This window comes from Actinophytocola sp. KF-1, from assembly GCF_054661535.1.
Map to the genome: position 1 here is coordinate 102,484 of NZ_BAAFVK010000017.1, position 23,739 is coordinate 126,222.

General features: G+C 72.6%; 18 protein-coding genes. 5 read left to right on the top strand and 13 right to left on the bottom strand.

Going from position 1 to position 23,739, the window contains the following annotated elements; genetic code table 11:
- The first annotated feature begins 102 nt into the window (after positions 1–102).
- The 3 genes from ACYQ77_RS39290 to ACYQ77_RS39300 all read left to right on the top strand — a co-directional run bounded on the left by ACYQ77_RS39290 (position 103) and on the right by ACYQ77_RS39300 (position 1,719).
- Entirely contained in the window at positions 103–399 is a 297-nt protein-coding gene (locus ACYQ77_RS39290; RefSeq protein ID WP_459721447.1) for a hypothetical protein, read from the top strand.
- Positions 400–547: 148 nt separating this feature from the next.
- Positions 548–1,105 carry a WHG domain-containing protein gene (locus ACYQ77_RS39295; RefSeq protein ID WP_459721449.1) on the top strand — a complete coding sequence of 186 codons (558 nt, stop codon included), beginning with the start codon at positions 548–550 and terminating at the stop codon, positions 1,103–1,105.
- A 5-nt stretch (positions 1,106–1,110) separates the two neighbouring features.
- Complete coding sequence (locus ACYQ77_RS39300; protein ID WP_459721451.1) at positions 1,111–1,719, top strand: hypothetical protein; 609 nt, start codon at positions 1,111–1,113, stop codon at positions 1,717–1,719.
- Here the strand turns inward: ACYQ77_RS39300 and ACYQ77_RS39305 are convergent.
- The 8 genes from ACYQ77_RS39305 to ACYQ77_RS39340 all read right to left on the bottom strand — a co-directional run bounded on the left by ACYQ77_RS39305 (position 1,696) and on the right by ACYQ77_RS39340 (position 14,345).
- Complete coding sequence (locus ACYQ77_RS39305; protein ID WP_459721454.1) at positions 1,696–2,643, bottom strand: hypothetical protein; 948 nt, start codon at positions 2,641–2,643, stop codon at positions 1,696–1,698. The genes ACYQ77_RS39300 and ACYQ77_RS39305 overlap by 24 nt on opposite strands.
- A 10-nt stretch (positions 2,644–2,653) precedes the next feature.
- Positions 2,654–5,089, bottom strand: a complete 2,436-nt coding sequence (locus ACYQ77_RS39310) for an AAA family ATPase (RefSeq protein WP_459721457.1) — start codon at positions 5,087–5,089, stop codon at positions 2,654–2,656.
- Between the two features lies 1 nt (position 5,090).
- Positions 5,091–6,248, bottom strand: a complete 1,158-nt coding sequence (locus tag ACYQ77_RS39315) for an exonuclease SbcCD subunit D (protein WP_459721460.1) — start codon at positions 6,246–6,248, stop codon at positions 5,091–5,093.
- 40 nt (positions 6,249–6,288) lie between these two features.
- Positions 6,289–8,070, bottom strand: coding sequence for an ATP-binding protein (locus ACYQ77_RS39320; protein WP_459721464.1), 1,782 nt, complete (start codon positions 8,068–8,070; stop codon positions 6,289–6,291).
- An 86-nt stretch (positions 8,071–8,156) separates the two neighbouring features.
- Positions 8,157–8,750 carry a hypothetical protein gene (locus tag ACYQ77_RS39325; protein ID WP_459721467.1) on the bottom strand — a complete coding sequence of 198 codons (594 nt, stop codon included), beginning with the start codon at positions 8,748–8,750 and terminating at the stop codon, positions 8,157–8,159.
- 70 nt (positions 8,751–8,820) lie between these two features.
- The gene (locus ACYQ77_RS39330) at positions 8,821–10,092 is read right to left on the bottom strand and encodes a M1 family metallopeptidase (RefSeq protein ID WP_459721470.1); all 1,272 of its coding nucleotides are present in this window, start codon (positions 10,090–10,092) and stop codon (positions 8,821–8,823) included.
- 4 nt (positions 10,093–10,096) lie between these two features.
- Positions 10,097–13,897 (bottom strand): Pls/PosA family non-ribosomal peptide synthetase, encoded by a 3,801-nt coding sequence (locus tag ACYQ77_RS39335; protein WP_459721473.1) that lies wholly within the window; start codon positions 13,895–13,897, stop codon positions 10,097–10,099.
- A gap of 163 nt (positions 13,898–14,060) precedes the next feature.
- Positions 14,061–14,345 carry a DUF2277 domain-containing protein gene (locus tag ACYQ77_RS39340; protein WP_459721476.1) on the bottom strand — a complete coding sequence of 95 codons (285 nt, stop codon included), beginning with the start codon at positions 14,343–14,345 and terminating at the stop codon, positions 14,061–14,063.
- Positions 14,346–14,511: 166 nt separating this feature from the next.
- On the opposite strand from ACYQ77_RS39340, the gene ACYQ77_RS39345 reads away from it, so the two are divergent.
- Both ACYQ77_RS39345 and ACYQ77_RS39350 read left to right on the top strand, forming a co-directional pair.
- Positions 14,512–15,318 (top strand): SGNH/GDSL hydrolase family protein, encoded by an 807-nt coding sequence (locus ACYQ77_RS39345; RefSeq protein ID WP_459721479.1) that lies wholly within the window; start codon positions 14,512–14,514, stop codon positions 15,316–15,318.
- A gap of 288 nt (positions 15,319–15,606) precedes the next feature.
- The gene (locus ACYQ77_RS39350) at positions 15,607–16,260 is read left to right on the top strand and encodes a response regulator transcription factor (RefSeq protein WP_459721482.1); all 654 of its coding nucleotides are present in this window, start codon (positions 15,607–15,609) and stop codon (positions 16,258–16,260) included.
- Here the strand turns inward: ACYQ77_RS39350 and ACYQ77_RS39355 are convergent.
- The 5 genes from ACYQ77_RS39355 to ACYQ77_RS39375 all read right to left on the bottom strand — a co-directional run bounded on the left by ACYQ77_RS39355 (position 16,246) and on the right by ACYQ77_RS39375 (position 23,708).
- Positions 16,246–17,928: an ATP-binding cassette domain-containing protein gene (locus ACYQ77_RS39355; RefSeq protein WP_459721484.1), complete on the bottom strand. Its 1,683-nt coding sequence runs from the start codon at positions 17,926–17,928 to the stop codon at positions 16,246–16,248. The genes ACYQ77_RS39350 and ACYQ77_RS39355 overlap by 15 nt on opposite strands.
- Before the next feature lie 196 nt (positions 17,929–18,124).
- Positions 18,125–19,735 (bottom strand): ABC transporter ATP-binding protein, encoded by a 1,611-nt coding sequence (locus ACYQ77_RS39360; RefSeq protein WP_459721487.1) that lies wholly within the window; start codon positions 19,733–19,735, stop codon positions 18,125–18,127.
- 105 nt (positions 19,736–19,840) lie between these two features.
- The gene (locus tag ACYQ77_RS39365) at positions 19,841–19,987 is read right to left on the bottom strand and encodes a SapB/AmfS family lanthipeptide (protein WP_459721490.1); all 147 of its coding nucleotides are present in this window, start codon (positions 19,985–19,987) and stop codon (positions 19,841–19,843) included.
- Positions 19,988–20,011: 24 nt separating this feature from the next.
- Complete coding sequence (gene lanKC / locus ACYQ77_RS39370) at positions 20,012–22,609, bottom strand: class III lanthionine synthetase LanKC (RefSeq protein ID WP_459721493.1); 2,598 nt, start codon at positions 22,607–22,609, stop codon at positions 20,012–20,014.
- A gap of 205 nt (positions 22,610–22,814) precedes the next feature.
- Complete coding sequence (locus tag ACYQ77_RS39375; protein ID WP_459721496.1) at positions 22,815–23,708, bottom strand: LysR family transcriptional regulator; 894 nt, start codon at positions 23,706–23,708, stop codon at positions 22,815–22,817.
- Between the last annotated feature and the right edge of the window lie 31 nt (positions 23,709–23,739).

The following is a 23,739-nucleotide window of genomic DNA, read 5'->3' on the forward strand; positions in this document are numbered from 1 at the left end:
CGCTACACCGGCGACACCCCGGAACCGCCGTTCGTGATCCACGCGCGACACGTCACCGCCGCGGGTGGTTTGGCCTGCGCCGGACGAGGGCAGCCAACCCCCATGCTGCACATCACGCCGGAAGCGGGACTGGCGATCCGCAAGCTCGTCGAGTCACAGGGCGTGGGCGCGAACGGCGGCCTGCGCGTGGAGGCCCGCGCCGAGGAGCCGCGCTTCGAGATGTCAGTCGCCGCCCTCCCGGACGAAACGGACCTCGTGGTCACCGAGGAGACGACGGGCGCCCGGGTCATGCTGGACACGCTGACCGCGGACTACGTCGACGACAAGTCCCTCGACGTCGCCGACACGGTGGAGAGCACGGCCCGCTTCACGCTGACCGAGCAGGGCACCACCGACTGAGCCCACCCGTCCACCGGATGTCGTGACAGGCGCGGAACCTGCCACCCCACGCGGGCGGCAGGTTCCGCGCGGCCTTTCCCCGACGATCAACGGTGCTTGACAGCCAAAGCTACGGACATTAGCTTTTGCGCTATGCAAGGTAGCCAGCATGCCTAGGGTCGGGCTCTCGACGGCGGCGGTCGTGGACGCGGCGCTCGCCGTGGTCGACGAGCACGGGATCGACGCGCTCACGCTCGCCGCTGTCGCGCAGCGGACCGGGGTGGCCACGCCCTCGCTGTACAAGCACGTCGCCGGGCTCGCGGAGCTGCGGACGTTGATCGGCGCGCGGGTCATCGACGACATGGCCGACGACTTCACGAAAGCGGTCCTCGGGCGCAGCGGGGACGACGCCGTCGTCGCGCTGCTGCACGCCTACCGGGACTACGTGCGCCGCCACCCCGCTCGCTACGCGGCCATGCCGCTCGACCCGCTGCACGACCCCGCCCTGGCGGCGGCAGGCGGCAAGCTCCTCGACGTGGTGCTGGCCGCTCTGCGCGCGTACGGCCTCACCGGCTCCGACGCCATCCACGCCACCCGCTGCCTCCGTGCCGTGGCGCACGGGTTCAGCTCGTTGGAGGCCGGCGGCGGGTTCGGGCTGCCAGAAGACCTCGACCAGACCTACGACCGGCTGGTCACCACCGTCATCTCGACCCTGAAACCGGAGTGATCCCGATGCTGCTGCCCAGACTCTCGCTCGCCGCCGCGGGCGTGCTGTTCCTGCTCTACCCCGTCGTGCGGCCGTGGGAGGACGAGACCACCGCCGCCGGCGCGCACGCCGCGATGTCGTCGTGGGACTGGGTGGCCTCGCACTTCTTCGCCATGATCGGGTTCATCCTCGTCGGGCTGGCGCTGCTCGGTCTGCGCGAGCGGGTCGGGACCGCCGCGGTGGCCGTGTTCTGGGGTGGGGCCGGGCTCACGCTGACCTACTACGGCGCCGAGGACTTCGGGTTGCACGCCGCCGCGGGCACCGCGGGCACCGACCTGCTGGCGGTCGCGGAGGCCACGCGCTACAACCCGGTCGCCGTCACGGTGTTCGGGGCCGGGCTGGTCGCGCTCGCCGTCGGGGCGGTGCTCGTCGCGCTGACACTCAAGCGGCCGAGCGCGTGGGTGTTCGCCGCCGGGTTCGTGCTGTTCCTGCCGCAGTTCTTCACGCCCGCGCCGGTGCGGATCGCGCACGGGGTGCTGATGCTCGCCGGGCTGGTGTGGCTCGCGGCCGACCTGCGGGCCGACCGGGACGACCGCGAGCAGGCGGAAGCCCTAAGTGTCCAGGGCGCCGCGTAGCGAGCGGTACAGCAGCGCGGCATCGCCGAGGCGGTGCCGCAGCTGTCGTTCGAGCCCACCGATCGGCACCAGGTTCTGCGGCGCCCGCGGATCCTTGTGCGGCGTGCTCGCGAGCGGCGGCAACACGGTCGCCGTCATGTCGGCCAGCGCGATCGCGTCCTCGCGCGGCAGGTCGGCCGAGCACTCCAACCGCACGATCGCCGACCACGGCACCCTGGTGGCACCGGTCAGGCGCAGGTACCACGACATCCGCTCCCACGAGGTGCCCATCCGGAACACCGGGCTGCGCTGCCCCGGCCCCAGCGCCGCGACCACTTTCACCTGCTCGGGCTGCAGGTACGACTTCTGGTGCGTCTTGACGTACCCGACGGTCCTGGCCAGGTGGGTGCGACCGCGCAGCGGCCCGTCGACCACCAGCAGGTCGTCCTCCACACCCGAGTGCTCGCGCCACGCGCTCGCCAGCTCCACCTCGAGCTCGGACATCCGCTTGTTCACGCCGAGCGTCAGCTTGTCCAGCCCGCCGGGCGTGCGGTGGAAGGTGTACGTGGCGTGCGCGGTCTTGATGTCCTCGCCCTCGGCGGCGAACACGCCGCGGTCGACCCGCACGTCGACGACCTGCGCGGCGCCGTCACACCGGACGAGGCCCGCGGCCACGGACGCGACCACGCCGGGCAGCGGCTCGGGGCCGTCGCCGTGCTTCCAGATCCGGGCGTCGACCCGCTGCACCCCGTCGAGGAACAGCACCGATCCCGGCAGCGGCCCGTCGCCGGGCGTCAGCGGCCGCCACTCCGCCGCGGGCAGCTCGACGTCGACGTCCAGCCGCGCGGACGACTCGCGGCCGTCCAGCTCGTCGCCGCGCGCGACCCCGTAGCCGGGGTCCCACGGGTCGACGGTGTACGAAGTCGGCGACAGCAGACCGGTCATGGACGCACCTTCACCCCTCGACCCGCCGCAGTCGCGACGACGCGCCGTCGCGGGTCACCGCGAACTGCACCGGCACCCGCTCGGCCAGCGCGGGCACGTGCGTGACGATGCCGACCATCCGCTCGGTCTCCGACGCGAGCCGCTCCAGCGTGGCCGCCACCGTGTCGAGCGTGGCCTCGTCGAGCGTGCCGAACCCCTCGTCGAGGAACATCGAGCTGAGGTCCCGCTTGCCGCCGGACAGGCCGACGACCTGGTGCGACAGGGCCAGCGCCAGCGCCAGCGACGCCTGGAACGTCTCCCCGCCGGACAGCGTGTTCACCGGCCGGGTGGTGCCGGCGTCGTTGTGGTCGAGCACGACGAGGTCGTTGCGGGCGTCGCGGTGCAGCTCGTACTGCCCGCCCGACAGCTGCATCAGGATCTCCGACGCCTCCGTCACCAGCGAGTCCAGCGCCTCGGCGCACAGCCACGCCTCGAACCCGTTGGACTTCAGCAGGTTGCCGAGCATGCGGGCGACCTGCTCCTCCTCCCGGCAGTGCGCGACCTCCTCGGCGAGCGCCGACGACCGGGACCGCTTCTCCGCGAGCGACGCCAGGTCCCGCCGCGCGCCCTCCACGGCACGGCCCAGGGCGACGTCGGGCTTCTCCTTGGGCGGCACCGGCACGCCGTGCTGCTCCAGCAGGCGCGTCACGTCGGCGAGTGCCGTGGTGCCCTCGGTGGCCAGGGCACGTTCGGTCTGTTCCAGGTCCGCCAGGCGGTCGGCGAGGGTGGTCTTCTGCTCGTCCGCCCAGGCGAGGAGGGCTTTCCAGGCCGCGGCCAGGTCGGTGCCCTCCACCGGGGGCGCGCCGAGCGCCACGTACCGGTCGCGGCTGGCGCGCAGTGCCTGCCAGGCCCGCTGTTCCTCGTCGCCGAGCGCGGCACGCTCCTTCTGGGCGTCCTCCACCGCGCGGCGGGCGGCACGCGCCCGCGTGCGCGCTCGTTCCGCGGCGGCGTCGGCCGCCTCCCGCTTCTCCAGCGCGGCCTCGACCTCGGCGAGCGGCGGCGCGGCGCGCAGCTCGGCGGTCAGCTCGGCCGACTGCCGTTCGACGGCCTCGACCTCTGCCCTGGCCCCGGCCGCTGCCTTGCTGGCCTCGCCGTGCGCCTTGCGCGACGCCGTGACCCGGGACTTCGCCGCCTTGACCGCGGCACGCGCGTCGTCGAGGTCGGCGGGGACGGCGTGGTGCGGCAGGTCGTGCACCTGCTGGCGGCACACCGGGCACGGCTCGCCCTCGACCAGGTCCGCCGCGAGCGCGACCGCGCGGTGCGCCCGGTCGGCGAGGGTCTGCGCCTCCTCGGCCGTCGCGACGGCCTGTTCGGCCGCCGCGACGTCGGCGGCCGCCGCCTGCTCGGCCGCCTCCGCCGCGTCGGCGGCGGACCGCAGCCGTTCGAGGCGGGTGGTGAGGGCGGCGAACCTGGTGTGCGCGTCCCGCCAGCGGGACAGCTCGGCGTGTTCCGGCAGGTCCGCGCGGGCGGTCTCCGCGTCGGCCTCCGCCTGCTCTGCCTCGGTGCGTTCCACCGTGCGCCGGGCGACCTGCTCCTCGGCGTCCGCCAGGCGGGTGGCGAGATCGACGACGTCACCCGGGCGCCGCAGCCCGCCGAGGTCGCTGTGCGCCTGCCGCGCGGTCTCCGTGGCGGCGTGGGCGTCCTTCCACTTCTCCCGCACCTCGGCCATCTTCTCGACGGCCTCGTCGACCGCCGGCACGAGCGCGTCCAGGTCCGCCACGCGCTTCTCGGCGGCGGCGACCACCTCGTCGGTGACCGTGCCGATCTGGTTGAGCTGCTTCTCGGTCATGTCGAGCTTGCTCTTGGCGACCTTCGCGCGTTCCCGCGCGCGCTGCCCCACGTCCTCGTAGACGGCGTAGGCCAGCAGCTGGATCAGCAGGTCCTGCCGGTCACTGGGCTTGGCCTGCAGGAACTCCGCGAACCGGCCCTGGGGCAGCACGACGCACTGGGTGAACTGCTCGTACCCGATGCCGAGCAGCTCGGACACCGCGCCGGTCATCTTGTCGCCTTCGGCGAGCGAGGCGACCGGGTTCTCCAGGAGCTTCGTCAGGTCGGCGTCCAGCGGCACGTCGGCGTCGAGCTGGTCGAGCCGCGCCTCCTTGGTCTGCACGTTGCCCTGCGCGGTCCGCCGCAGCAGCCGCACCGCCGCGTACCGGCCGCCCGCGGCCTCGAACACGAGGCACACCTTGCCCTCGTTGACCGACGGGGCGAGCGCGTTGCGGATGACGTTCCCCTTGCCCCACCGGGGAACCGTGCCGTACAGGGCGAAGCACAACGCGTCGATCACCGTCGACTTGCCGGCCCCGGTCGGGCCGGTGAGCACGAAGAAGTCGACGTCGTGCAGGTGGATGTCGGTTTCCTCGCGGTAGCTGCCGAAGCCCTCGAACACCAGGCGCAGCGGGCGCATGTCAGCGGCCTCCCGTGGACTCTTCGAGCAGCTCGGCGAACATCGCGGCGAGCCGTGGGTCCTCGACTTCCTTCTCCGACAGGAAGTCCGCGAACAGGTCGGTCGGCGAGCGGCCGATCCGCGACCGGACGACCCCGGTCTGCGCCTTCGCGCGGAACTTCTCGTCGATCTGCACGTCGAGGGTGTTCGGCAGCTTCTCGCGGACCAGGTCGGCGAGGCCCGCGCTGGCCTTCTGCGTGAGGATCACCCGCAGGAACGCGTCCCCGGCCTCCGCGCCGGCTGCGACGACCTCGTCGAGCGTGCCGCGCAGCGTCGCGAGCCGGCGGCCGCCGGTCAGCGGCACCGGCCGGATCGTGGCGCGGGTGTCCGGGGTGACGGTGACGATCAACGCGACCGGGGTGTTGTCCTCCTCGCCGAAGTCCAGCGCGATCGGCGACCCCGAGTACGCGATGGGGCACGGCCCGCCGATCTCCTGGTACCGGTGCAGGTGGCCGAGCGCGGCGTAGTGCGTGCTCACGGGGAACGTGTCCGGCGGCACCTCGTAGCCGAGCAGCGTCTGCACAGCCCGCTCACCGCCGCCCCACCGCCCGCCGAGCAACGTGGCGTGCGTGGTGACGAGGTTGACGGTGTCGCCCGTGAACCCCGCGCACAGCGTGTCGACGATCGCGCGCACGCGGTTGGCGTAGTCCTGGTTGTGCTGGGAAGGGTTGTGCAGCAACACTTCCGCGGCCCGCACCGCGTGCCGGTGCGACAGGAACGGCAGCGCCGCCACCACCGCCTGCTCACCGGAGCGGGCCTCGATCGTCACGGTGCCACCGCGGTCGGGCCGCTGCGGGGTGCCGACGACGTGCATGCCCAGCTCGCCGAGCACCGGCCGGTACACGTCCTGCACGAGCCGGGCGTTGTCGTGGTTGCCCGCGAGGACGACCACGTGCCGCCCGTCGCCGCGCAACGCCATGAGCGTCTGCATGACCAGGCCCTGCGCCTGCGGGGTGGGCGCGGCGGTCTCGAACAGGTCGCCCGCGACGAGGACGAGGTCGACGTCCTCCTCGTTCGCGATCCGCACCAGGTCGCGGAGCACGAGGCGCTGCTCGTCGATGCGCGGCTGGTTCTTCAGCACCTTGCCGACGTGCCAGTCGGCCGTGTGCAGGATCTTCATGGCACCCCTCAGTGCTGTCGGTTCGCTCCGCAAGCTCCGCTCAGAAGGGCGGCGGGTCGTCGTCCAGTCCGGCGAACGGGTCCGCGGGCGGTGCGGGACCGTCGTCGACGCCCGTCCACGCCCCCTTCTCGGCCGGCCGGGTCGCCCACGCCGGGAACGGGAACTCGATCGCCAGCGGCACCGGGATGTCGGGCTGCGAGACGAACATCGTCCCCGGCTTCGCGATCGTTGCGCGCTGCCGCTGAGCGGGCGGCAGGTAGCCGTACTCTGGCCGCGACGCCTCCGCCGGGTCGAGCCTGCCCGCGACGCGGATCGAGCAGTTCGCGACGATGCGCCGCTCCACCTCGGACGCGGTCTGCTGCGCGCCGATGAGGATCACGCCCAGCGACCGGCCGCGCTCGGCGACGTCGAGCAGGATCTGCTTGATCGGGCTGTCCCCGTCCTTCGGCGCGTACTTGTTCAGCTCGTCCAGCACGATGAACATCAACGGCCGCGCGGTGCCCTGTTCTTCCTTGCGGCGGAACTCCTGCCGCAGCGACACGCCGACCACGAAGCGCTGCGCCCGGTCCGGCAGGTTGTGCAGGTCGATGACCGTGACCTGCGCCTTCGACGTGGTGAGCGACCGGTCGCCGCGGTCCTTGAGGTCGGCGCGGATCAGCCGTTCGAGTGGCTTCACCGCCGACCGCAGGCGCCGCAGGAACGCGTTGACGCTGCCCGTCGAGGTGGACCCCGCCACCCAGTCCCGGCGCAGCTCCTCGTCCAGCAGCTCGTCCTCGATCAGCCCGACGAGCTGCTCGAACGTGCGGATCGGGCCGCGGTTGACCGCCTCCACCCCGGTGATCGAGATGGCGCCGTCCGCGCCCACCTTCTGGTAGTCGCGCTTCAACCGGGCCGCGACCTGGCCGATCAGCATCGTGTACTGGGCGCGTTCGTCCTCGCCGTCGGCGAACACGAACGGCATCAGCTCCTGCTCGCAGAACTCGGCGAGCGTCCAGTAGAAGGGCGACACGGCGCGGTCGCGGGCCCGCACGTCCGGGGTGCCGTTCGGGTCACCCGGCCGGGGCGGCGCGAACACCTGCACGTTGCGGAACGACGAGGACGGCAGGCCGAGCAGGCCGTACCTGGCCCGGATCTCGTCGGTGAGGCGGGCGTTCTCGTAGTCGAGGAACAGCAGGTCCTCGCCCTTGACGGAGAAGATCAGCGCCTTGGTGTTGTGCGCCTCGCCGCGCAGCACGCCCGAGTTGAAGATCGAGTGCAGCATGAACGTGGCGAACGACGTCTTCGTCGCGATGCCGGAGACCCCGGAGATCGAGACGTGGCCGCCGCGGGTGCCGTCGACGAACTCGAAGTTGAGGAACACGGGCTGCCCGTCGCGCCCGATGCCGACGGGCACCTTCGCGTCGGCCATCGTGTCGAAGTAGAGCGCCGAGTCCCGGGCGTCGCCCTCGGCGCGCATCACCTCGGCGCCCGGCCGCGGCGGCACGTACACCTCGGGCTCGACGCGGGTGACGGTGACCTCGGCGACCTCGGACACCTCGGCGGGCAGCGCGCCGTCGCGGATGAGGAACACGTCGGACGCGAAGCGGGCGCCCTCGTGCCCCGCCTCGATCTGGGTGACGACCCCGGCGATCTGCACCTCGCTGCCGTCCGGCAGCTTCCTCCTGGTCACGACGACGTCGTCGAGCTGCAGGTACTGGTCGGCGGCGACGCCGACGGAGAACTCGAGCGGGCTGGCGGCGACGGTCCCGACCACGAGGCCCACCGGCCGCGACCCCACCGCCAGGTCCGTCACACCGTTCGGCGAACCGTTCGGCTCTGCCACACGCGCTCCTTCATCGTCCGGGGAGGTCCGCAGTCTATGTCCGTGCGCGGGCACAGACTGGGACCCCCGGACGTGGGCGTTGCGCGTTACGGGAAACAGGCGGTGCTGTAGAAGCCCCACTGCCCGGCGTGCATGGCCCGCACCCCGCGTGGCCCGTACCGGCGGTAGGGCTCGTCGCGGATGTCACCCTGCTCGCCCCGCACGAGCGGGGTGCCGTACTCCCAGGAGAAGTGGTCCGCCGTGGGGTCGTAGTTGCGGTAGAACCGGCCCGCCTCGCACCGGTTGGTCTCGCAGTGCGTGTAGGTGCCGTTGCACGCCTCGAACGGCTGCACGGTGGGCGCGGCGGGGATGTCGTAGGCGTCGCACAGGATGTAGCCGGTGCGTGCGATCTGCCACGAGTAGCCGTAGCACCAGTACGGCTCGTAGGGGTCGGCGTAGTAGACGATGAACGTCGACCCGGCTCGCAGCGCGCCGATGTACGGCCCGTGCGGCGAGCAGACCGGCGGGTCGGACATCTCGTGCATGTTGGTGTCGCGGATGATGGTCCGCTGTCTCGGGTTCGGGTCCTTGAAGTGGCTGGAACATTGCGGTGGCCGCGTGTCCTGGACGGAGACGTCGGCGCTTGCGGGGACGGCGGCGGGGATCAGCACGACCACGGCCGCCAGGAGCGCCTTCAGCATGTCTTCCGACGCTACGAGCGGCGGTCACCGAATGCGATCGACCGTGCACGCAGGGAACACAAGTGTGCACTCACGGTAAAGCCGGCTGGTGGAGCCACTGGTCGAAGAACGCGGTCAGCGACCGGCCCGCGTGCCGTTCCGCCATGGCCACGAAGTCGGCCGTGACGACCGTGCCGTGCCGGTGGGTGGTGGTCCACTCGCGGAGCAGGGCGAAGAACACGTCGTCGCCGACCAGGGTGCGCAGGGTGTGCAGGGTGAGCGCGCCCCGCTGGTAGAGCCGGTCGTCGAACATGTCGCGGGCCGGGGGGTCACCGATCCGGAGGTTCTGGGGCCTGCTCGCCAGCACCGCGCGTGACCGCGCCGCGAGCACCTCGGCACGCGGGCCGCCCGACCGCTCCGACCACAGCCACTCCGCGTACGCGGCGAAGCCCTCGTTGAGCCAGATGTGCCGCCAGTCCCCCAGCCCGACGCTGTTGCCGAACCACTGGTGCGCCAGCTCGTGCGCGACCAGCCGTTCGTGGCCGCGCCTGCCGTCGACGTGGTTGGCGCCGAAGATCGACACGCCCTGCGCCTCGACCGGCACCTCCAGCTCGTCGTCGGTCACCACGACCGCGTACTCCGCGAACGGGTAGGGGCCGAACAGCTCGGTGAACACCCGCATCATCGTGGGCTGGCGGGCGAAGTCGTGCCGCGCCGCGCGGGACAGGCCGCCGGAGACCGCGAGCACCTGCCCCGGCGCCAGCAGCAGCCGCTCGTACGGTCCGATTTGGACAGTCGCGAGGTACGGGGCCATGGGCTCGTCCGCGACGTAGGTCCACACCGCGGTCGACCCGGCCGCGGTCCGCGACGCCAGCACCCCGTTCGCCACCACCGTGTACGCGGTCGGCACGGTCACCTCGATGCGGAACGTGGCCTTCGCGCCGACGAGGTCGTTGCACGGGAACCAGGACGGCGCGCCGACGGGCTGGCTCGCGACGATCACCCCGTCGGTCAGCTCGTCCCAGCCGACCTCGCCCCAGTACCGGGTGCGGACCGGCGCGGGCCGCCCCGCGTACCGGATCTCGACGGGGACCGGGGTGCCGACATGGAACCGGCCGCGGATGCGCAGCTTGCCGCCGCGGTGCGTCCACCGCACGGGTGTGCCGTCCACCAGCACGCGTTCGACCCGGAACGGGCCGAAGTCCAGCACGAGCGGGGTGTCCGCGGCCGACGCGACCACCGTCAGCCGCGCCTTCCCGGACAGCCTGCCGGTCGCCGGTTTGGTCGCCAGCGCGAGGTCGTAGTGCGCGACCCGGTAACCGGGGTTGCCGTGCCCGAGCAGGTCGGCGTCCCTCAGTGCCATCCGCTCACTGCCACGCCGCGACGGGGTTGCCCAACCACCGCGTGCCCGCGGGCACCTGCTCGCCCGCCATCACCAGCGACGCGGGCCCGACACACGTGTGCGCCCCGACGGTGGTGCCGGGCAGCACGATGCCGTGCGGTCCGAGTGTCGCGCCCTCGGCGAGCGTTACCTGGTCCATGCGCAGGATCCGATCATGGAACAGGTGCGTTTGTACAACACACCCCCGGTTCACGGTCGCCCCGTCACCCAGACGGACCAGGTCCGCCTCGGGCAGCCAGTACGACTCGCACCACACACCGCGGCCGACCCGCGCGCCCATCGCCCGCAGCCACCACGACGTCAGCGGCGTGCCGCCGACCGCGCCCACGAGCCACGGCACCGCGAGGACCTCGACGAACGTGTCCGCCAGCTCGCCCCGCCACACTCCCGACGACCACAGCGGGAGGTTGCGCGCGGCGAACCGGCCGACCAGCGCCCACTTCGCCGCCACGGCGATCGCGCACGCGACGAGCCCGCCACCGGCCAGCAGCACGCCGGAGAGGAGCACCCCGAACTCGGCGATGCCCGCCGCCACCAGCACGGCGAGCGCGACCGAGCACATCATCGGCACGACCCGGCACAGCTCGACCAGCGCACGCGCCACGAGCAGGCGGCGGGCCGGCTCGTAGGTGCGCTCGGCGTCGGAGCGCTCGGCGACGCGCGGCAGCTTGATCGGCGGCATGCCCAGGTAGGAGCTGCCCGCCTTGGCCCGCTTCGGCGCCGCCGACAGCACGCCGACGAGCCCGCGCTTGGGCACCGAACGGCCGGGCGCGGCCATGCCGGAGTTGCCGACGAACGCCCGCTTGCCGACCCGCACGGCCGCGATCCGCAGCCAGCCACCGCCGAGCTCGTAGGCGGCGACCATGGTGTCGTCGGCGAGGAACGCGCCGTCGCCGACGGTGGTCATCGCGGGCAGCGCGACGACGGTCGACGCCTCGACGTGCCTGCCGACCCGCATGCCCAGCGCCCGCAGCCACACGGGCGTGAACAGGCTGGCGTACAGGGGGAACAGCAGGCTCCGCGCGGAGTCCATGAGCCGCAGCGTGGTCCACGCCTGCCACGCGATCCGGCCGCGCACGGGGTGGTGGCCCTCGCGCAGCCCGATACCGAGCAGCCGCACGGACAGCAGCGTCAGCAGCGCGTGCGTGCCGAGCCAGGTCACCGTCACGGCGGGCACGGCGGCGAGCGCGGCACCCAGGGTCGGCGTGGCGCCGAGGAACACGGTGAGCACCCACAGCGCGGGCAGCGCGGACACCACCGGCAGCAGGCCGAGCAGTACGGACGTGACGTCGTAGACGGCGAGCCACGTGCGCGGGCGCGCCGGGCGGGCCTTGGGCCAGCGGTGCGCGGCCTTGCCCTCCTTGACCGCGGGCACACCGGACCAGCGCTGGCCGGTCGGCACGGCGCCGAGCACGCCGGAACCGGGCGCGATCTCGGCGCGCTTGCCGATGCGGGCGCCGGGGAACAGGGTGCTGCGGGCGCCGACGGTCGCGCCGGCGCCGATGCGGATCTTGCCGATGTGGACGAGGTCGCCGTCGACCCAGTGGCCGGACAGGTCGACCTCGGGTTCGACCGCCGCGCCGCGGCCGACCTTGAGCATGCCGGTGACCGGCGGCAGCGAGTGCAGGTCGGCGCCCTCGCCGATCCTGGCGCCGAGCGCGCGGGCGTAGTGGGTGAGCCACGAGCCCGCGAGGTCGGTCGCACCGGTCCGCTCGGCGAGCTGCTCGGCCGCCCACAGCCGCAGGTGGACGCTGCCGCCACGCGGGTAGGTGCCCGGTTTGACGCCGCGCAGCAGCAACCGGGCGCCGCCCGCGGCGAGCGCGAGCCGTCCCGGCGGGCTGAACAGCAGCAGCCAGCCCGCGCCGACGAGCCACCACGAGGTGGTGAACGGGAAGCCGAGGACGTTGCCCAGTGCCGCGAGCACGACGGTCCACCGCAGCCCGGCGATCGTCAGCAGCGGGAGCATCGCGAGCGTCTGGACGACCGCGGCGCGCCGCGGCACGGGCGCGATCTCCCGGGTCGACGCCTGTGTGCCCGCCAGCTCGTCGAGCCGCGCGGCCAGCGCGGCGACGGTCGGGTGGTGGTAGACGTCGCTCACCGACACCGACGGGTGGGTTGCCCGGATGAGCGACACGATCCGGGCGGCGGCGAGGCTGCCGCCACCGCACGCGAAGAAGTCGGCGTCCGGCCCGGCGGGCGGCGCGCCCAGCACCTCCGCCCACCGCTCCCCGAGCCACGCCTGGGTGCCGTGCAGCTCGCCCGCCTCCACCTCGCCGAGGTCCAGCGGCCAGGGCAGCGCGTTCCGGTCGACCTTGCCGGACGTGCGGGTGGGCAGCGTGCCGACGACCGCGAGCCGCGGCACGAGCGCGGCGGGCAGCGCTTCGCGCAGGCGCGTAACCGCGGCGTCGGCGTCGAAGCCGGTCGCGACCACGTAGCCGACGAGCAGCTGTGTGCCGCTCGCGGTGGTGCGGACGGCCGCGGCGGCGCCGCTCACGCCCGGCAGCGCCTGCAGCGCGGCGTCGATCTCGCCCAGCTCGATGCGGCGGCCGCCGAGCTTGACCTGCTCGTCGGCGCGGCCGAGGAACACCAGCCCCTCGGGCTCGGCCCGCACGAGGTCACCGCTGCGGTAGGCGCGGGGCCAGCCCAGCGACGGCAGCGGCGCGTACTTCTCGGCGTCCTTCGCGGGGTCGAGGTACCTGGCGAGGCCGACGCCGCCGATGACCAGCTCACCCGTGCCGCCCATGGGCACGACCTCGCCGGCCTGGTCGACGACCGCCAGCTCCCAGCCCGCGAGCGGCAGGCCGATGCGGACCGGGCCCTCGCCGGTCATCCTGGCGCCGCACGCGACGACGGTGGCCTCGGTCGGGCCGTAGGTGTTCCACACCTCGCGACCGTCCTGGGCGAGCCGCGCCGCCAGGTCGGGCGGGCAGGCCTCGCCGCCGAGGATCAGCAGCCGGACGTCCAGCAGTGCCTCGGCGGGCCAGAGCGCGACGAGCGTGGGGACGGTGGAGACGACGGTGATCTCCTGCTCGACCAGCCACGGCCCGAGGTCGGCACCGGTGCGGACGAGCCAGCGCGGCGCGGGCACCAGGCAGGCGCCGTGCCGCCACGCGAGCCACATCTCCTCGCAGGAGGCGTCGAAGGCGACGGACAGCCCTGCGAGCACGCGGTCGTCGGGGCCGATGGGGTCGTCGGCCAGGAACAGGGCGGCCTCGGCGTCCACGAACGCGGCGGCCGAGCGGTGGCTGACGGCGACGCCCTTCGGCTTGCCGGTGGAGCCGGAAGTGAAGATGATCCACGCGTCGTCGTCCAGGCCGGCGGGCCCGCGCCCGGCGGGTGTGTCCCGGATGACGAGCTCGCGGCCCTCGCCCAGCACCGCGCACACCGCGGCCTCGGTGAACACGAGGTCGGCGCGCTCGCCGGGGTCGTCGAAGTCGACCGGCACGTAGGCCGCGCCCGCGGCGAGCACCGCGAGGATCGCGACGTACAGGTCGGCGGTGCCGGACGGCACGCGGATCCCGACCCGGTCACCCGCGCCGATGCCCTCGGCGGCGAGCTTCTGGCGCAGCTCGTCGACGGCCGCGAGCAGCGCGCCGTAGGTGAGCACGGTCGTCCCGTCGTCGAGCGCGGCCGCCGCCGGGTGGCGGGCCGCGGTGTCGGCGAGGACGTCGTTCAGCGTGCGCGGCCGGGCGGCCGTGGCACCGCTGAAGCGGGCGAGCGGGGTGGTGAGCGTGTCGAGCAGGGACTCGGTGCAGACGGCGGTCATCGACCACCCGCCGGGCACAGGCGCAACGCATCCTCCGTCAAGCAGGCGCTGCGTCCGACGGTGCGCGGGGCAGCGAACCCGCCTGACCAGCAGACGGGCGACCCGCGACTCTACCCCGTGTTCACGCTCAGTACCCAATCACGCCACTCGGCCGTGTGAGACGTCACAGACGGTCATGAGCCGCCCGTGCCGCGATCCGGGCGCGGACCTCCGGCCTGCGCAGCGGCGGCACGGTCGCCGGCGGCTGCTTGCGCGGCGGCAGTTCCGTCAGCAACCGGGTCGTGGTCGCCGAGATCTCGGCCACCGCGCGCTCGATCGCCTCCCGGGTCTTGTCGGTGACCGACGAGACGCCCGCGACCTTGCGGACGAACTGCAGCGCAGCCGCCTGGATCTCCTCGTCGGTCGCGGCGGGCTCGAGGCCGCGCAGCGGGGTGATGTTTCGGCACATGCGCACGACTTTAGCCCGCCACACCGACAGCGACAGAAAGTCGCGAACTCTCTCGAACAGCCGAAAACATTTACCGCTTCGGCCGATTGCCGGGCCGCCGCGCGGGCCAGCACGCTGATCATGTCCGGCCTCCCGGACATTCCCCTGCTACGTGTGGAGGCAGCCCATGCGACACGGAATTCGGCTGGTGTTACCGGCCGCGCTCGCCATCCTGCTCAGCGTCGTCGGCATGACCCCGGCCCAGGCGGCCGCGGGCCCGTACACCGCGCTCGGCGACTCGTACTCGTCCGGCGTCGGCACCCGCACCTACTACTCCGACAGCGGTTCCTGCTACCGGGGCCCCAACGCGTACCCGGTGAAGGTCGCCGCCCGGCTCGGCGCCCCGCTGACGTTCGCCGCGTGCTCCGGCGCGCGGGTGCCGGACGTGCTGAACCAGCTGGGCAGCCTGAACGCGAGCACCGCGCTCGTGACCGTGTCGGTCGGCGGCAACGACGCCGGGTTCGCCGACGTGATCACCCAGTGCGCGCTGCCGTGGCCGTGGACCTGCACCACGGACATCAACAACGCCAACAACTACATCCGCAACACGTTGCCCGGGGCGCTGAACAACCTGTACACGCAGATCCGCACGCGTGCGCCGAACGCGCGGGTGGTCGTGGTGGGCTACCCGCGCCTGTTCAACGGTGAGGAGTGCAACCTGGGCGCGCGGATCAGCCCGTCAGAACAGTCAGCGTTGAACGCAACAGCCGATCTGCTGGCGACGACGATCGCCGGGCGCGCGGCGGCACACGGGTTCCGGTTCGTCGACGTGCGGTCGGCGTTCACCGGGCACGCCGTGTGCGACGACGTCGAGTGGCTCAACGGTCTCTCGAACCCGGTCCTCGAGTCCTACCACCCCAACACCGCCGGGCACGCTTACGGCTACACCCCGTTGGTCGCGAACGCCTTGAGCGCGGCCGCGACTCAGGTCTGAACCACCTGTGAGGACGAGTGCACTGGTGCGGATGTCGTAGTGCATCTGCACCAGATGCACCAAAATTCGTAAATTCAACCGAGTGGGTCTTCGCTACCCCATCCGAGAATTTCGAAACCTATTTTCCGTATCATTACCGCGCCGTATCCACCGTATTGTTTCTCTCGTTGCTCCAAGTGAAGGACGATCTGTAACGGGAATTCGATCCGACCGGACCTACCTGTGTGTGGGGGCGGCGATCGGATGGGGGTCGCCGCACCAGGCTGATTACCGTCCCCAGGAGGAGGCATGGCGCGTCGGAGTTCCGACACCTCAGCGGTACAGGAGGAAGGAAGATCCATCCGGGTGTTGCTGGCGGAGGACATGGACCTCCTCCGGACCGCTCTCGTCAGCTTGTTGTCGGTGGAGGACGACATCGAGGTCATCGCCGACCTGAAATGCAACGAGAAGGCCGTCTCCGTAGCCGTCCGGTTACGCCCGGACGTCGCGGTCGTCTCCGCCGACATGCCGGAGAACAAAGGTCTCACCACGGTGCGCGAGCTGCGCAAGCGGCTACCGGAGTGCCAGATTGTGGCGCTGACCGTGAAGCGCCCGGTCGGGCTGCTGAAAAGACTGCTCGCGGCGGACGTCTCCGGACTGATCGACAAGGACGCGCCGGCCACCCGGCTGCTGCACGCCATCCGCGGTGTCGCGCAGGGCGGCACGGTGATCGACGCGAACCTGGTGATCGCGGCACTGTCGGCGGGCAGGAACCCGTTCACGCCGAGGGAACTGGCGGTGCTGCGGCTCGCCGCGGAGGGCGCGAGCGGCCCGGAGATCGCGAAGGAGCTGTCGCTGTCGCCCGGGACCGTGCGCAACTACCTGTCGAACGCGATGAACAAGACCGGCGCGCGGACGCGGATCGACGCGATCCGCATCGCGACCGAGTCAGGCTGGCTGTGAGGCGGGGGTGCGGCCGGCTTCCCAGTGGCCGAGCAGGTCCCGGTAGAGGGGTGAGGTGCGCAGCAGCGTGCCGTGGTCGCCGACCGCCGCGCCCGCCCCGTCGAGCACGAGCACCCGGTCGGCACGCAGCGCCGAGCTGATCCGGTGGGCGATCACGACGAGCGTCCCCCGGGCCGCGAAGGCCTCCTCGGCACGCCGTTCCGCCGGCGGGTCGAGGTGGCACGTGGCCTCGTCGAGCACGACGAGCGGGGCGGGTGAGAGGTAGGCCCGCACGAGCGCGACGAGCTGGCGCTCGCCCGCGGACAGCTCCGAGGGCGACAGCTCGGCGTCGTAGTCGCCGAAGGTGGCGCCGACGGCGGCGGCCGCCGCGTCCAGGTCCTCCGTCGTCGCGGCCGGGTTGAGGTAGGTGAGGTTCTCGCGCAGGGTGCCGGTGAAGACGTAGGCCTCCTGCGGGATCAGCACCCGCGTCAGCTCGGGCCGCGCGAGGTCGGCGGCGGCCACGCCGCCGACGGTGACCCGGCCGTCGTCCGGTCGCAGCAGCCCGCAGAGCAGGCCGACCACCGTGGACTTCCCGATGCCGCTCGGCCCGACCACGGCGAGGTGCTCGCCCTCCTCGACGACGAGGTCGAGGTGGTCGACGACGGGTTCGGCGTGCGGCCCGTACGCGAAGGTGACGCCGTCGAGGCGCACCGCGTGCCCGTCCGGCACCCCGTCCCGGACCGGCTCGGGGGTGACGTCGCTGGCCGCGAGCACCCGCCCGAGCGTGATCACGAACCGCAGCCCGCTGCCGCCGACCCCGGCGACGAAGTTCTGCAACGCGGGCTGCAACCCGAAGAGGACGTACGTGGCCCCGCCCATGATCGCGCCCGCGGTGTGCCCGCCCGCGACGAGCCACGGCCCCGCGGACAGCAGCACGATCAGCGGCAGCCACCCGCCGACGGCGAAACACGCGGTCCGCAGCGCGGCGACCTTCGCGAGCGCCCGCTCGGCGGCGGCCTGCTCGGCGACGGGCGCGGCGACCAGCGCGGCGGCGCTGTCCTCGGTGCCGCACGCGGTGATGTCCCGGACGCCGGAGAAGACCCGGTCGGCCGCGTCGCTGAGCCGCTCGTCGGCGAGCACGGAGTCGCGCTGCCGCGCGGCGGCGACCCCGAGCACCCCGAGGAACGCGACGAGCCCGAGGAAGAACGGCGGCAGGATCAGCAGCGCGATCACAGGCGCGACGGACAACGACCCGACGACCACGCCGACGACGGTGACGAGGAACCCGCGCACGACGATGACGAGCCCCGCGTAGGTGTCCCGCACGATCTCCACCTGGCGGGTGAGCCGGGCGAGCGCCCCGTGGTCGGGCCTGCCGTCGGCGCCGTTGCGCAGCGCACCCCCGACGACGCGGCGGACGAGCTTGTCGCGGAAGGGCTCGGCGAGGTCACCGAGCCGCCGGAAGACCATGCGCGTCCCGACCGCGCCGACGACGGAGACGAACAGGAGGGACGCGAGCCAGAGCAACCCCACGTCCGGCCGCCCGGCGAGGAACCCGCGGTCGACGGCGTTGGCGATGACGATCCCGGACGCGGCGGCGGGCAACGCCTCGGGCAGCGACCAGACGAGCAGCGCCACCGTCGGCCGGGGAACCAGCGACGTGGCCGCGTACCGGAGTTCCCTTTTCACGTCGACACCCGGCCCCGGCCGACCCCGGACGACAGTCCCATTCGCCCGGCCCGGGGCCCCCCGTTGCCGACGCTACCGGCGGGCACCGACAATCCCCGGCGTGCCGCGCACCGAAGGGCCCCGGCCGGTCGATGCAGGGGTCCGTCCTCGACCCACCCGCCACGAAGGGGTCCTCCACCGACCCGCGCCGCCGTTCTCATCCGAACACCTCGCGGTAGTCGCGGTCCGCCCACAGCTCCTCGTGCGTGCCCACCGCGCGCACGCGCCCGTCCTCCAGCCACACCACCAGATCCGCGCGCGCGGCGGTCGACATCCGGTGCGTCACCACCAACCGCGTCCGCCCGCCCGCCTCGATCATCGCGCGGCTGATGCGCAGCTCGGTCACCATGTCCACACTGGACGTCGCGTCGTCGAGCACCAGCAACCGCGACGCGCCCCACGCCCGCGCCAGCCCCAGCCGCTGCAGCTCGCCGCCCGACATCGGCGCCGACGCCAGCGGTGTGTCGTACCCGGACGGCAACCGCGACACGAACTCGTGCGCGTACGCCGCGCGGGCCGCCTCCTCCGGCCGCGGCCCGATCGCCGCGCCCACGGTCGCGCCGACCAGGTGCGGGCGCTCGAACGCGACCCCCACCGCCGACCGCAACTCCTCGTGCGACAACGCGGACAGCGGCACCCCGTCCAGCAGCACCGTCCCGGACGTCGGTTCCCGCAGCCGGGCCGCCACCTGCGCGAGCACCGACTTCCCGGCCCCCGACCGCCCCACCACGGCGGCCGACGACCCGCCCGGCACCGTGAACGTCACGTCCGTCACCAGCTCGTCGACCGACACCCCGCAGAACGCCAGCCGCCCACGCCCCCACGGCAGCGCCTTGGTCCCGTACGCGACGGCGGGCGCGTCGAGCACCGCACCCACCCTGGTCGCGCCGGCCCGCGCCCGCGCGAGCCGGCCGAACACGCTCGTCAAGTTCCCCAGCCCCGCGCCGAGCATCGCGTACTGCCCGGCCGCGAACAGCTCCCCCGCCGTGATCCGGCCCGCCGACAACGCCCATCCCCCGGTCCCCAGCACCGCGACCAGCACCAGCGGTCCCACCACCGCGCCCTGTGCCGCCGACCCGGACAGCACCCGCCAGCTCCGCATGCCCTGCTCGTGCAGTTCGGGCAGCGGCGCCAGCACCCGGCGCTCCTCGCGGTCGACCGTGCCTGCCGCGGCGATCGTGCGCAGCCCGGTGAGCGACTCCGACAGCCGCGCCGCGATCCGGCCCTGCACCGCCAGGTACGAGGTCACCACGGACGCGGTCCGCAGCGTGAACAGCCGCAGCACCACGGCGACCAGCGCGACCCCGGCGAGGAACGCGACCGCGAGCCAGATGTCCAGGTACGCCAGCAAGAAAAGACTGCCCACCGGTGGGAGCACCGACGTCCACACGGTCACCACCGCGGGCCCGGCGTTCGCGGCCTCCGCCGCGTTGCCCGACACCCGGCTCACCAGGTCGCCGGTCGCGAACCCGTGCCGCGGCCCCGCCGCCAGCACGTGCCGCACCACCCGGTTGCGCAGCCACGCGGTCGTGCCCGCCACACAGGCCGTGCCCGCGAACGCGTCGACCAGATCCGTCGCGATGCCCAGCACGACCAGCCCGGCCGCCAGCCAGAACCACACCGGCGGACCGCCGTAGACGATCGCGTCGACGGCCCTGCCGAGGACCACCGGCAACGCCAGCGCACCGACCGTGCCGAGCAGGGCGCTGAACCCGATCAACGGCAGCCAGCGGCCCGCTTTCCGGACGATCTCACCGAAGGCGGTCACGGGTACCCTTTCCCGCAAGGGTCGCGGCCCCGGACAAACGCCAGTTGTCCGGGACCGCGTCCCGCTACGACGTCCGGACGGACGTCATCCGAGTGATGTCGTCACTCAGTGGCAGATCAGCACGCTCAGGCCGGAGCTGCCGCCGCACAGGGTGACCGACAGGTTGGACGGGCAGGACTGCCCGCTGCTGCTGCTGCCACCGGAGGTGGTCTGCGGCGCGGTTTCCATGCCCTGGAGGTCGAGAAGTGCCATTTTCGGCTCCTTTTTCGGGGGTTTTCACTGACCCACGCCTGCTGGCGTGGGGGTCTGTGGGCTGGCCGGCCGGGACAGGGTCAACAGAGGCGCCTGTACCGGCCGGCCGTGCAGTGCGGCGCCGAGCGCGAGCAGCACGCCCGCGGTCCCGGTCGCGAGGTCCATGGACAGGCGCAGCAGTCCGCTCCCGGGGAACGCCATGCCGTCGCCGTACGGCAGCGCGTGCCACGCGAGGTTGCGGACCTGCCGGGCCACGTCCGGGTCATGAGCAGGGTCGTCGGCGCGGCCTGCCAGGTACAGCAGCACACCGGCGCGACCCGTGAGCAGGCCCGGCAGGATGTACATGGGTGACCGCGCGGTGCGGGTCACGGCCGCCGAGAACTCGGCGAACCGGTCGTCGTGCCGCCTGCGCAGGTACTCGTCGAGCACCACGCCGATGCCGATGCTGCCGCCGTCGAGGTAGGGCATGGACCGCCAGCCCTCGTTGACCTCGACGGTGCCGTTGTCCCGCCACACGCACCGCCGCAGGTCGAACCGCAGCGCGTCCGCGGCGCGGTCGAGGTACGCGGTGTCGCCGGTCTCGTCGTACATGCGAATCAGGAACAGCGCCGCGCCGGAGCGCCCGCGGAACAGGCCGGCCCACGGCTGGCCCGAGCCGCTGACCGGGTTCTCCTCCGGGTTCTCCTCCGGCCCCTGCGCGTCGGCGACGAGCTCCGCCGCCCGGTGCGCGGCCACCCGCAACGCGGGCTCGGCCGTCGAGTCGGCCAGGTGCAGCAGGTTCAGCCCGAACCCGGACACACCGCCGAACAGGTCGTGCCCCATCGACTCCCAGTTCTCGCGCAGGCAGATGTCGACGACGTCGAGCGCCTCCTGCCGGTGACCGAGGTGCGCCAGCGTGAACGCGGCGCCGTGCAGGCCGTCGTAGAGGCCGAGCCTGCTGCCGCCGGGCGGGTTCGTCGCGTGCCGCACCAGCCACTGCTCGTACTCCTCGACCCGGCCGCCACCGGTGACGTCGAGCGCGTACAGCACGCCCGCCGCGCCGTAGGCGAGACCGAGGCCGCCGACCGCGAACTGCTGCGGGTCACCGGGGAACAGCCGGTCGTCGCGTTCGGGTGTCGCGCTCGCGAGGATCGACCGGACCAGGTCGGCACGCAGCTCGGGCCACGCCGCGGGGTCCGGTTCGATGCGGGGGTTCGGCACGTCCGGTGTGCCGGGCGGCACGATCGTGTCGACCGCGGGCCGCAGGAACTCCGGCGGCACCGGGAAGTGCTCGGTGATGATGTCCGCGAAGTGCCGCGCCTTCAACCGGTGCAGGCCGAGCAGGTTGGTCATCGGCAGGAACAGCGCGAACTTCAGGCACGCCAGCGCGTAGAGGTCCATGTCGAACCCGTGCACGTCGCGGGGTGGCGCGAAACCGGGGTTGTTCAGGCCTGGCCGGGTGGCGTCCTCGACCGGTGCGGTCACCTCGTAGTCCAGCAACGCGATCGTGTCGTCGGGGCGCACCACGATGTTGAACAGGTGCAGGTCGCCGTAGACGATGCCGCGGGCGTGGATCTGCGCGATGGTCTCGGTGACCTGGTCGTGGATCTTCATGGCCCAGCGGGTGAAGTCCGCGTAGTCCGCCTCCGTCGACGTCGCGTCGACCAGCGGGTAGCGCAGCACGATCGCCTTGCCGAGCACGTCGCCGTCGACGTGGTCCATGACGAGGAACTGGTGCTCGCCCAGGGTGAACAGGTCGTGCACCGCCGGGACGCCGGGGATGCCCGCGAGCCTGGTGAGCGTCTCGTGCTCGCGGACGAGGCGGCGGACCGCGTCGTGGCCGTAGGTGTCGAGACCTGCGTGCGGGCGCGCCTCCTTGAGCACGATCTCCTCACCGGTGCGGGTGTCGCGGCCCGCGTAGATGCCGCCGCCGTTGGAGAAGTGCAGCACCCGCTCGATCTTGTACGGCAGGTCGGTGACGGTCACCGCGTTGCGGGCGGCGAGGTGCGGCTCGAGGAACGTGGGCAGCGTCACCCACGCCGGCACGTGGAACACCGGGTCGCGGCGGTCGGCGACGAGGTTGCCGTCCGGATCGGCGATCGCATCGACCACCACCCCCGTGCTGTCCACTGTGTACCGGTTGGCGAAGGCGCCGTACCGCACGTAGAGCGGGCCGGTGCCCCAGCGCAGGTCGGAGAGGATGTACGGGCTCGGCTCGCCGTCGAGCCGCGCGCCGAGCTCGGTGAGGATCCGCTCGCACGCGGCGTCGTCCTCGGGGTAGATCGTGACGAGCTTGCCCGCGTACCCGCGGGGCGCGTACTTCGACACCCTGGCGAGCAGTGCGGTGGCGGACCGCAGGAACTTGAAGGAGATGCCCCGTGGGACGCAGTAGTCCCACACCGCGTCGAGGACGCGGTCGGCGTTGTCCTGGGTCGCCGAAGCGTGGATCTTCCAGCCCTGCAAGGGAAGTGACTGCCGTACCGGTGGGTTGATGACAAACCAGTCGTCTTGTTCGCGCAACGTCCACCCGTCAGGCAGGGGTCGCGCGGCGGTCGCGAACGACTCACCCGCGGTGGCCTCGGAGTGCATCGCGTCGTAGAACGACGGATCAGCCATGCAGAACGGCTGGTAGTCCTGGTCCATCCCGGTTCGCTCCGCTCGTCGGTAAGTCAGCCGAGAGCAATCGTTGCGCTACGGAGCGCCCCGGATTAGTGCAAACTGTCACAGCCAGACCACGCGATTGTCACATCACGCTCTGTTTATGGAAGCGTTCCACTATACGGGTGAACCTGGCGTGCACAGGAATCTGCACGGGATTCCTGAATATGGTTGGCGGTTTCTTTCCAACCTATTGCACGGCAGCGTCTCGCAAGGCGCTCAGCAGCCCGGCGAGCGCGGGCTGCGCGAGGGAGGTTTCCCTTACCGCCGCGTAGATCCCGCGGAACGGCTCCGGCTTGCGCACCCGCCGCACGACGACCCCCGGGTGGCGTTGCCCGAGCCCCATGCGCGGAATCAACGTCACGCCGAGACCGGCGGCGACAAATCCCTGCGCGGTGGCGTAGTCGTCGCTCTCCACGACGAAATTCGGGCTGAATCCCGCGGCCGCGCACGCGCTCAACATCAGTTCGATGCACGGACCCGCGCTGAGCTCGTTGTTGACCCACGGCTCGTCGGCGAGGTCGGCGAGGTCGAGCACACGTTTCCCCGCCAGGCGGTGTCCTTTGGGCAGCACCGCGTGGTAAGGGTCGTCGAGCAGGTGCACCATCCGGATGCCGTCGCGGACCTGCTCCCTCGGCGACACCACGATCCCGAGGTCGGCGCGCCCCTGCTCCACCTCGACCATCGGGTCCTGCGGGTCGATCAGCTTGAGGTCGACCTGGACGCCGGGGTGCTCGGCACGCAGCTTCGCCAGCGCGGGCGGCACGAGCGCGGCGCCCGCGGTGGCGAAGTAGCGGATCGCGAGCCGGCCGGTGCGCCCCGCACGCAGGTCGGCGAGCGCGGTCTCGGCCTCGGCGACGTGCGTGGCGATGATCGCCGCGTGCTCGGTCAGCAGCCTGCCCGCCGCGGTCGGGCGCACGCCGCGCCCGATCCGTTCCAGGAGCGGCACGCCGGCCTGCCGTTCCAGCGCGGCGACCTGCTGGCTCACCGCGGACGGGGTGTACCCGAGGTTGGTCGCCGCCGCCGTGACCGAGCCGCTGGTGACGACGGCACGCAGCACCTGCATCCTTCGCACGTCGAGCATGTAGCCCACCTTAACGATTGGTGCAAATCAT

Excerpts from the sequence above, each read along its gene's own strand:
- ACYQ77_RS39345 (WP_459721479.1), top strand. The coding sequence starts at position 14,512 with ATGCGACACGGAATTCGGCTGGTGTTACCGGCCGCGCTCGCCATCCTG.
- ACYQ77_RS39315 (WP_459721460.1), bottom strand. The coding sequence starts at position 6,248 with ATGAAGATCCTGCACACGGCCGACTGGCACGTCGGCAAGGTGCTGAAG.
- lanKC (WP_459721493.1), bottom strand. The coding sequence starts at position 22,609 with ATGGACCAGGACTACCAGCCGTTCTGCATGGCTGATCCGTCGTTCTAC.
- ACYQ77_RS39305 (WP_459721454.1), bottom strand. The coding sequence starts at position 2,643 with ATGACCGGTCTGCTGTCGCCGACTTCGTACACCGTCGACCCGTGGGAC.
- ACYQ77_RS39295 (WP_459721449.1), top strand. The coding sequence starts at position 548 with ATGCCTAGGGTCGGGCTCTCGACGGCGGCGGTCGTGGACGCGGCGCTC.
- ACYQ77_RS39300 (WP_459721451.1), top strand. The coding sequence starts at position 1,111 with ATGCTGCTGCCCAGACTCTCGCTCGCCGCCGCGGGCGTGCTGTTCCTG.
- ACYQ77_RS39365 (WP_459721490.1), bottom strand. The coding sequence starts at position 19,987 with ATGGCACTTCTCGACCTCCAGGGCATGGAAACCGCGCCGCAGACCACC.
- ACYQ77_RS39325 (WP_459721467.1), bottom strand. The coding sequence starts at position 8,750 with ATGCTGAAGGCGCTCCTGGCGGCCGTGGTCGTGCTGATCCCCGCCGCC.
- ACYQ77_RS39335 (WP_459721473.1), bottom strand. The coding sequence starts at position 13,897 with ATGACCGCCGTCTGCACCGAGTCCCTGCTCGACACGCTCACCACCCCG.
- ACYQ77_RS39310 (WP_459721457.1), bottom strand. The coding sequence starts at position 5,089 with ATGCGCCCGCTGCGCCTGGTGTTCGAGGGCTTCGGCAGCTACCGCGAG.
- ACYQ77_RS39290 (WP_459721447.1), top strand. The coding sequence starts at position 103 with ATGCTGCACATCACGCCGGAAGCGGGACTGGCGATCCGCAAGCTCGTC.
- ACYQ77_RS39375 (WP_459721496.1), bottom strand. The coding sequence starts at position 23,708 with ATGCTCGACGTGCGAAGGATGCAGGTGCTGCGTGCCGTCGTCACCAGC.
- ACYQ77_RS39330 (WP_459721470.1), bottom strand. The coding sequence starts at position 10,092 with ATGGCACTGAGGGACGCCGACCTGCTCGGGCACGGCAACCCCGGTTAC.
- ACYQ77_RS39340 (WP_459721476.1), bottom strand. The coding sequence starts at position 14,345 with ATGTGCCGAAACATCACCCCGCTGCGCGGCCTCGAGCCCGCCGCGACC.
- ACYQ77_RS39350 (WP_459721482.1), top strand. The coding sequence starts at position 15,607 with ATGGCGCGTCGGAGTTCCGACACCTCAGCGGTACAGGAGGAAGGAAGA.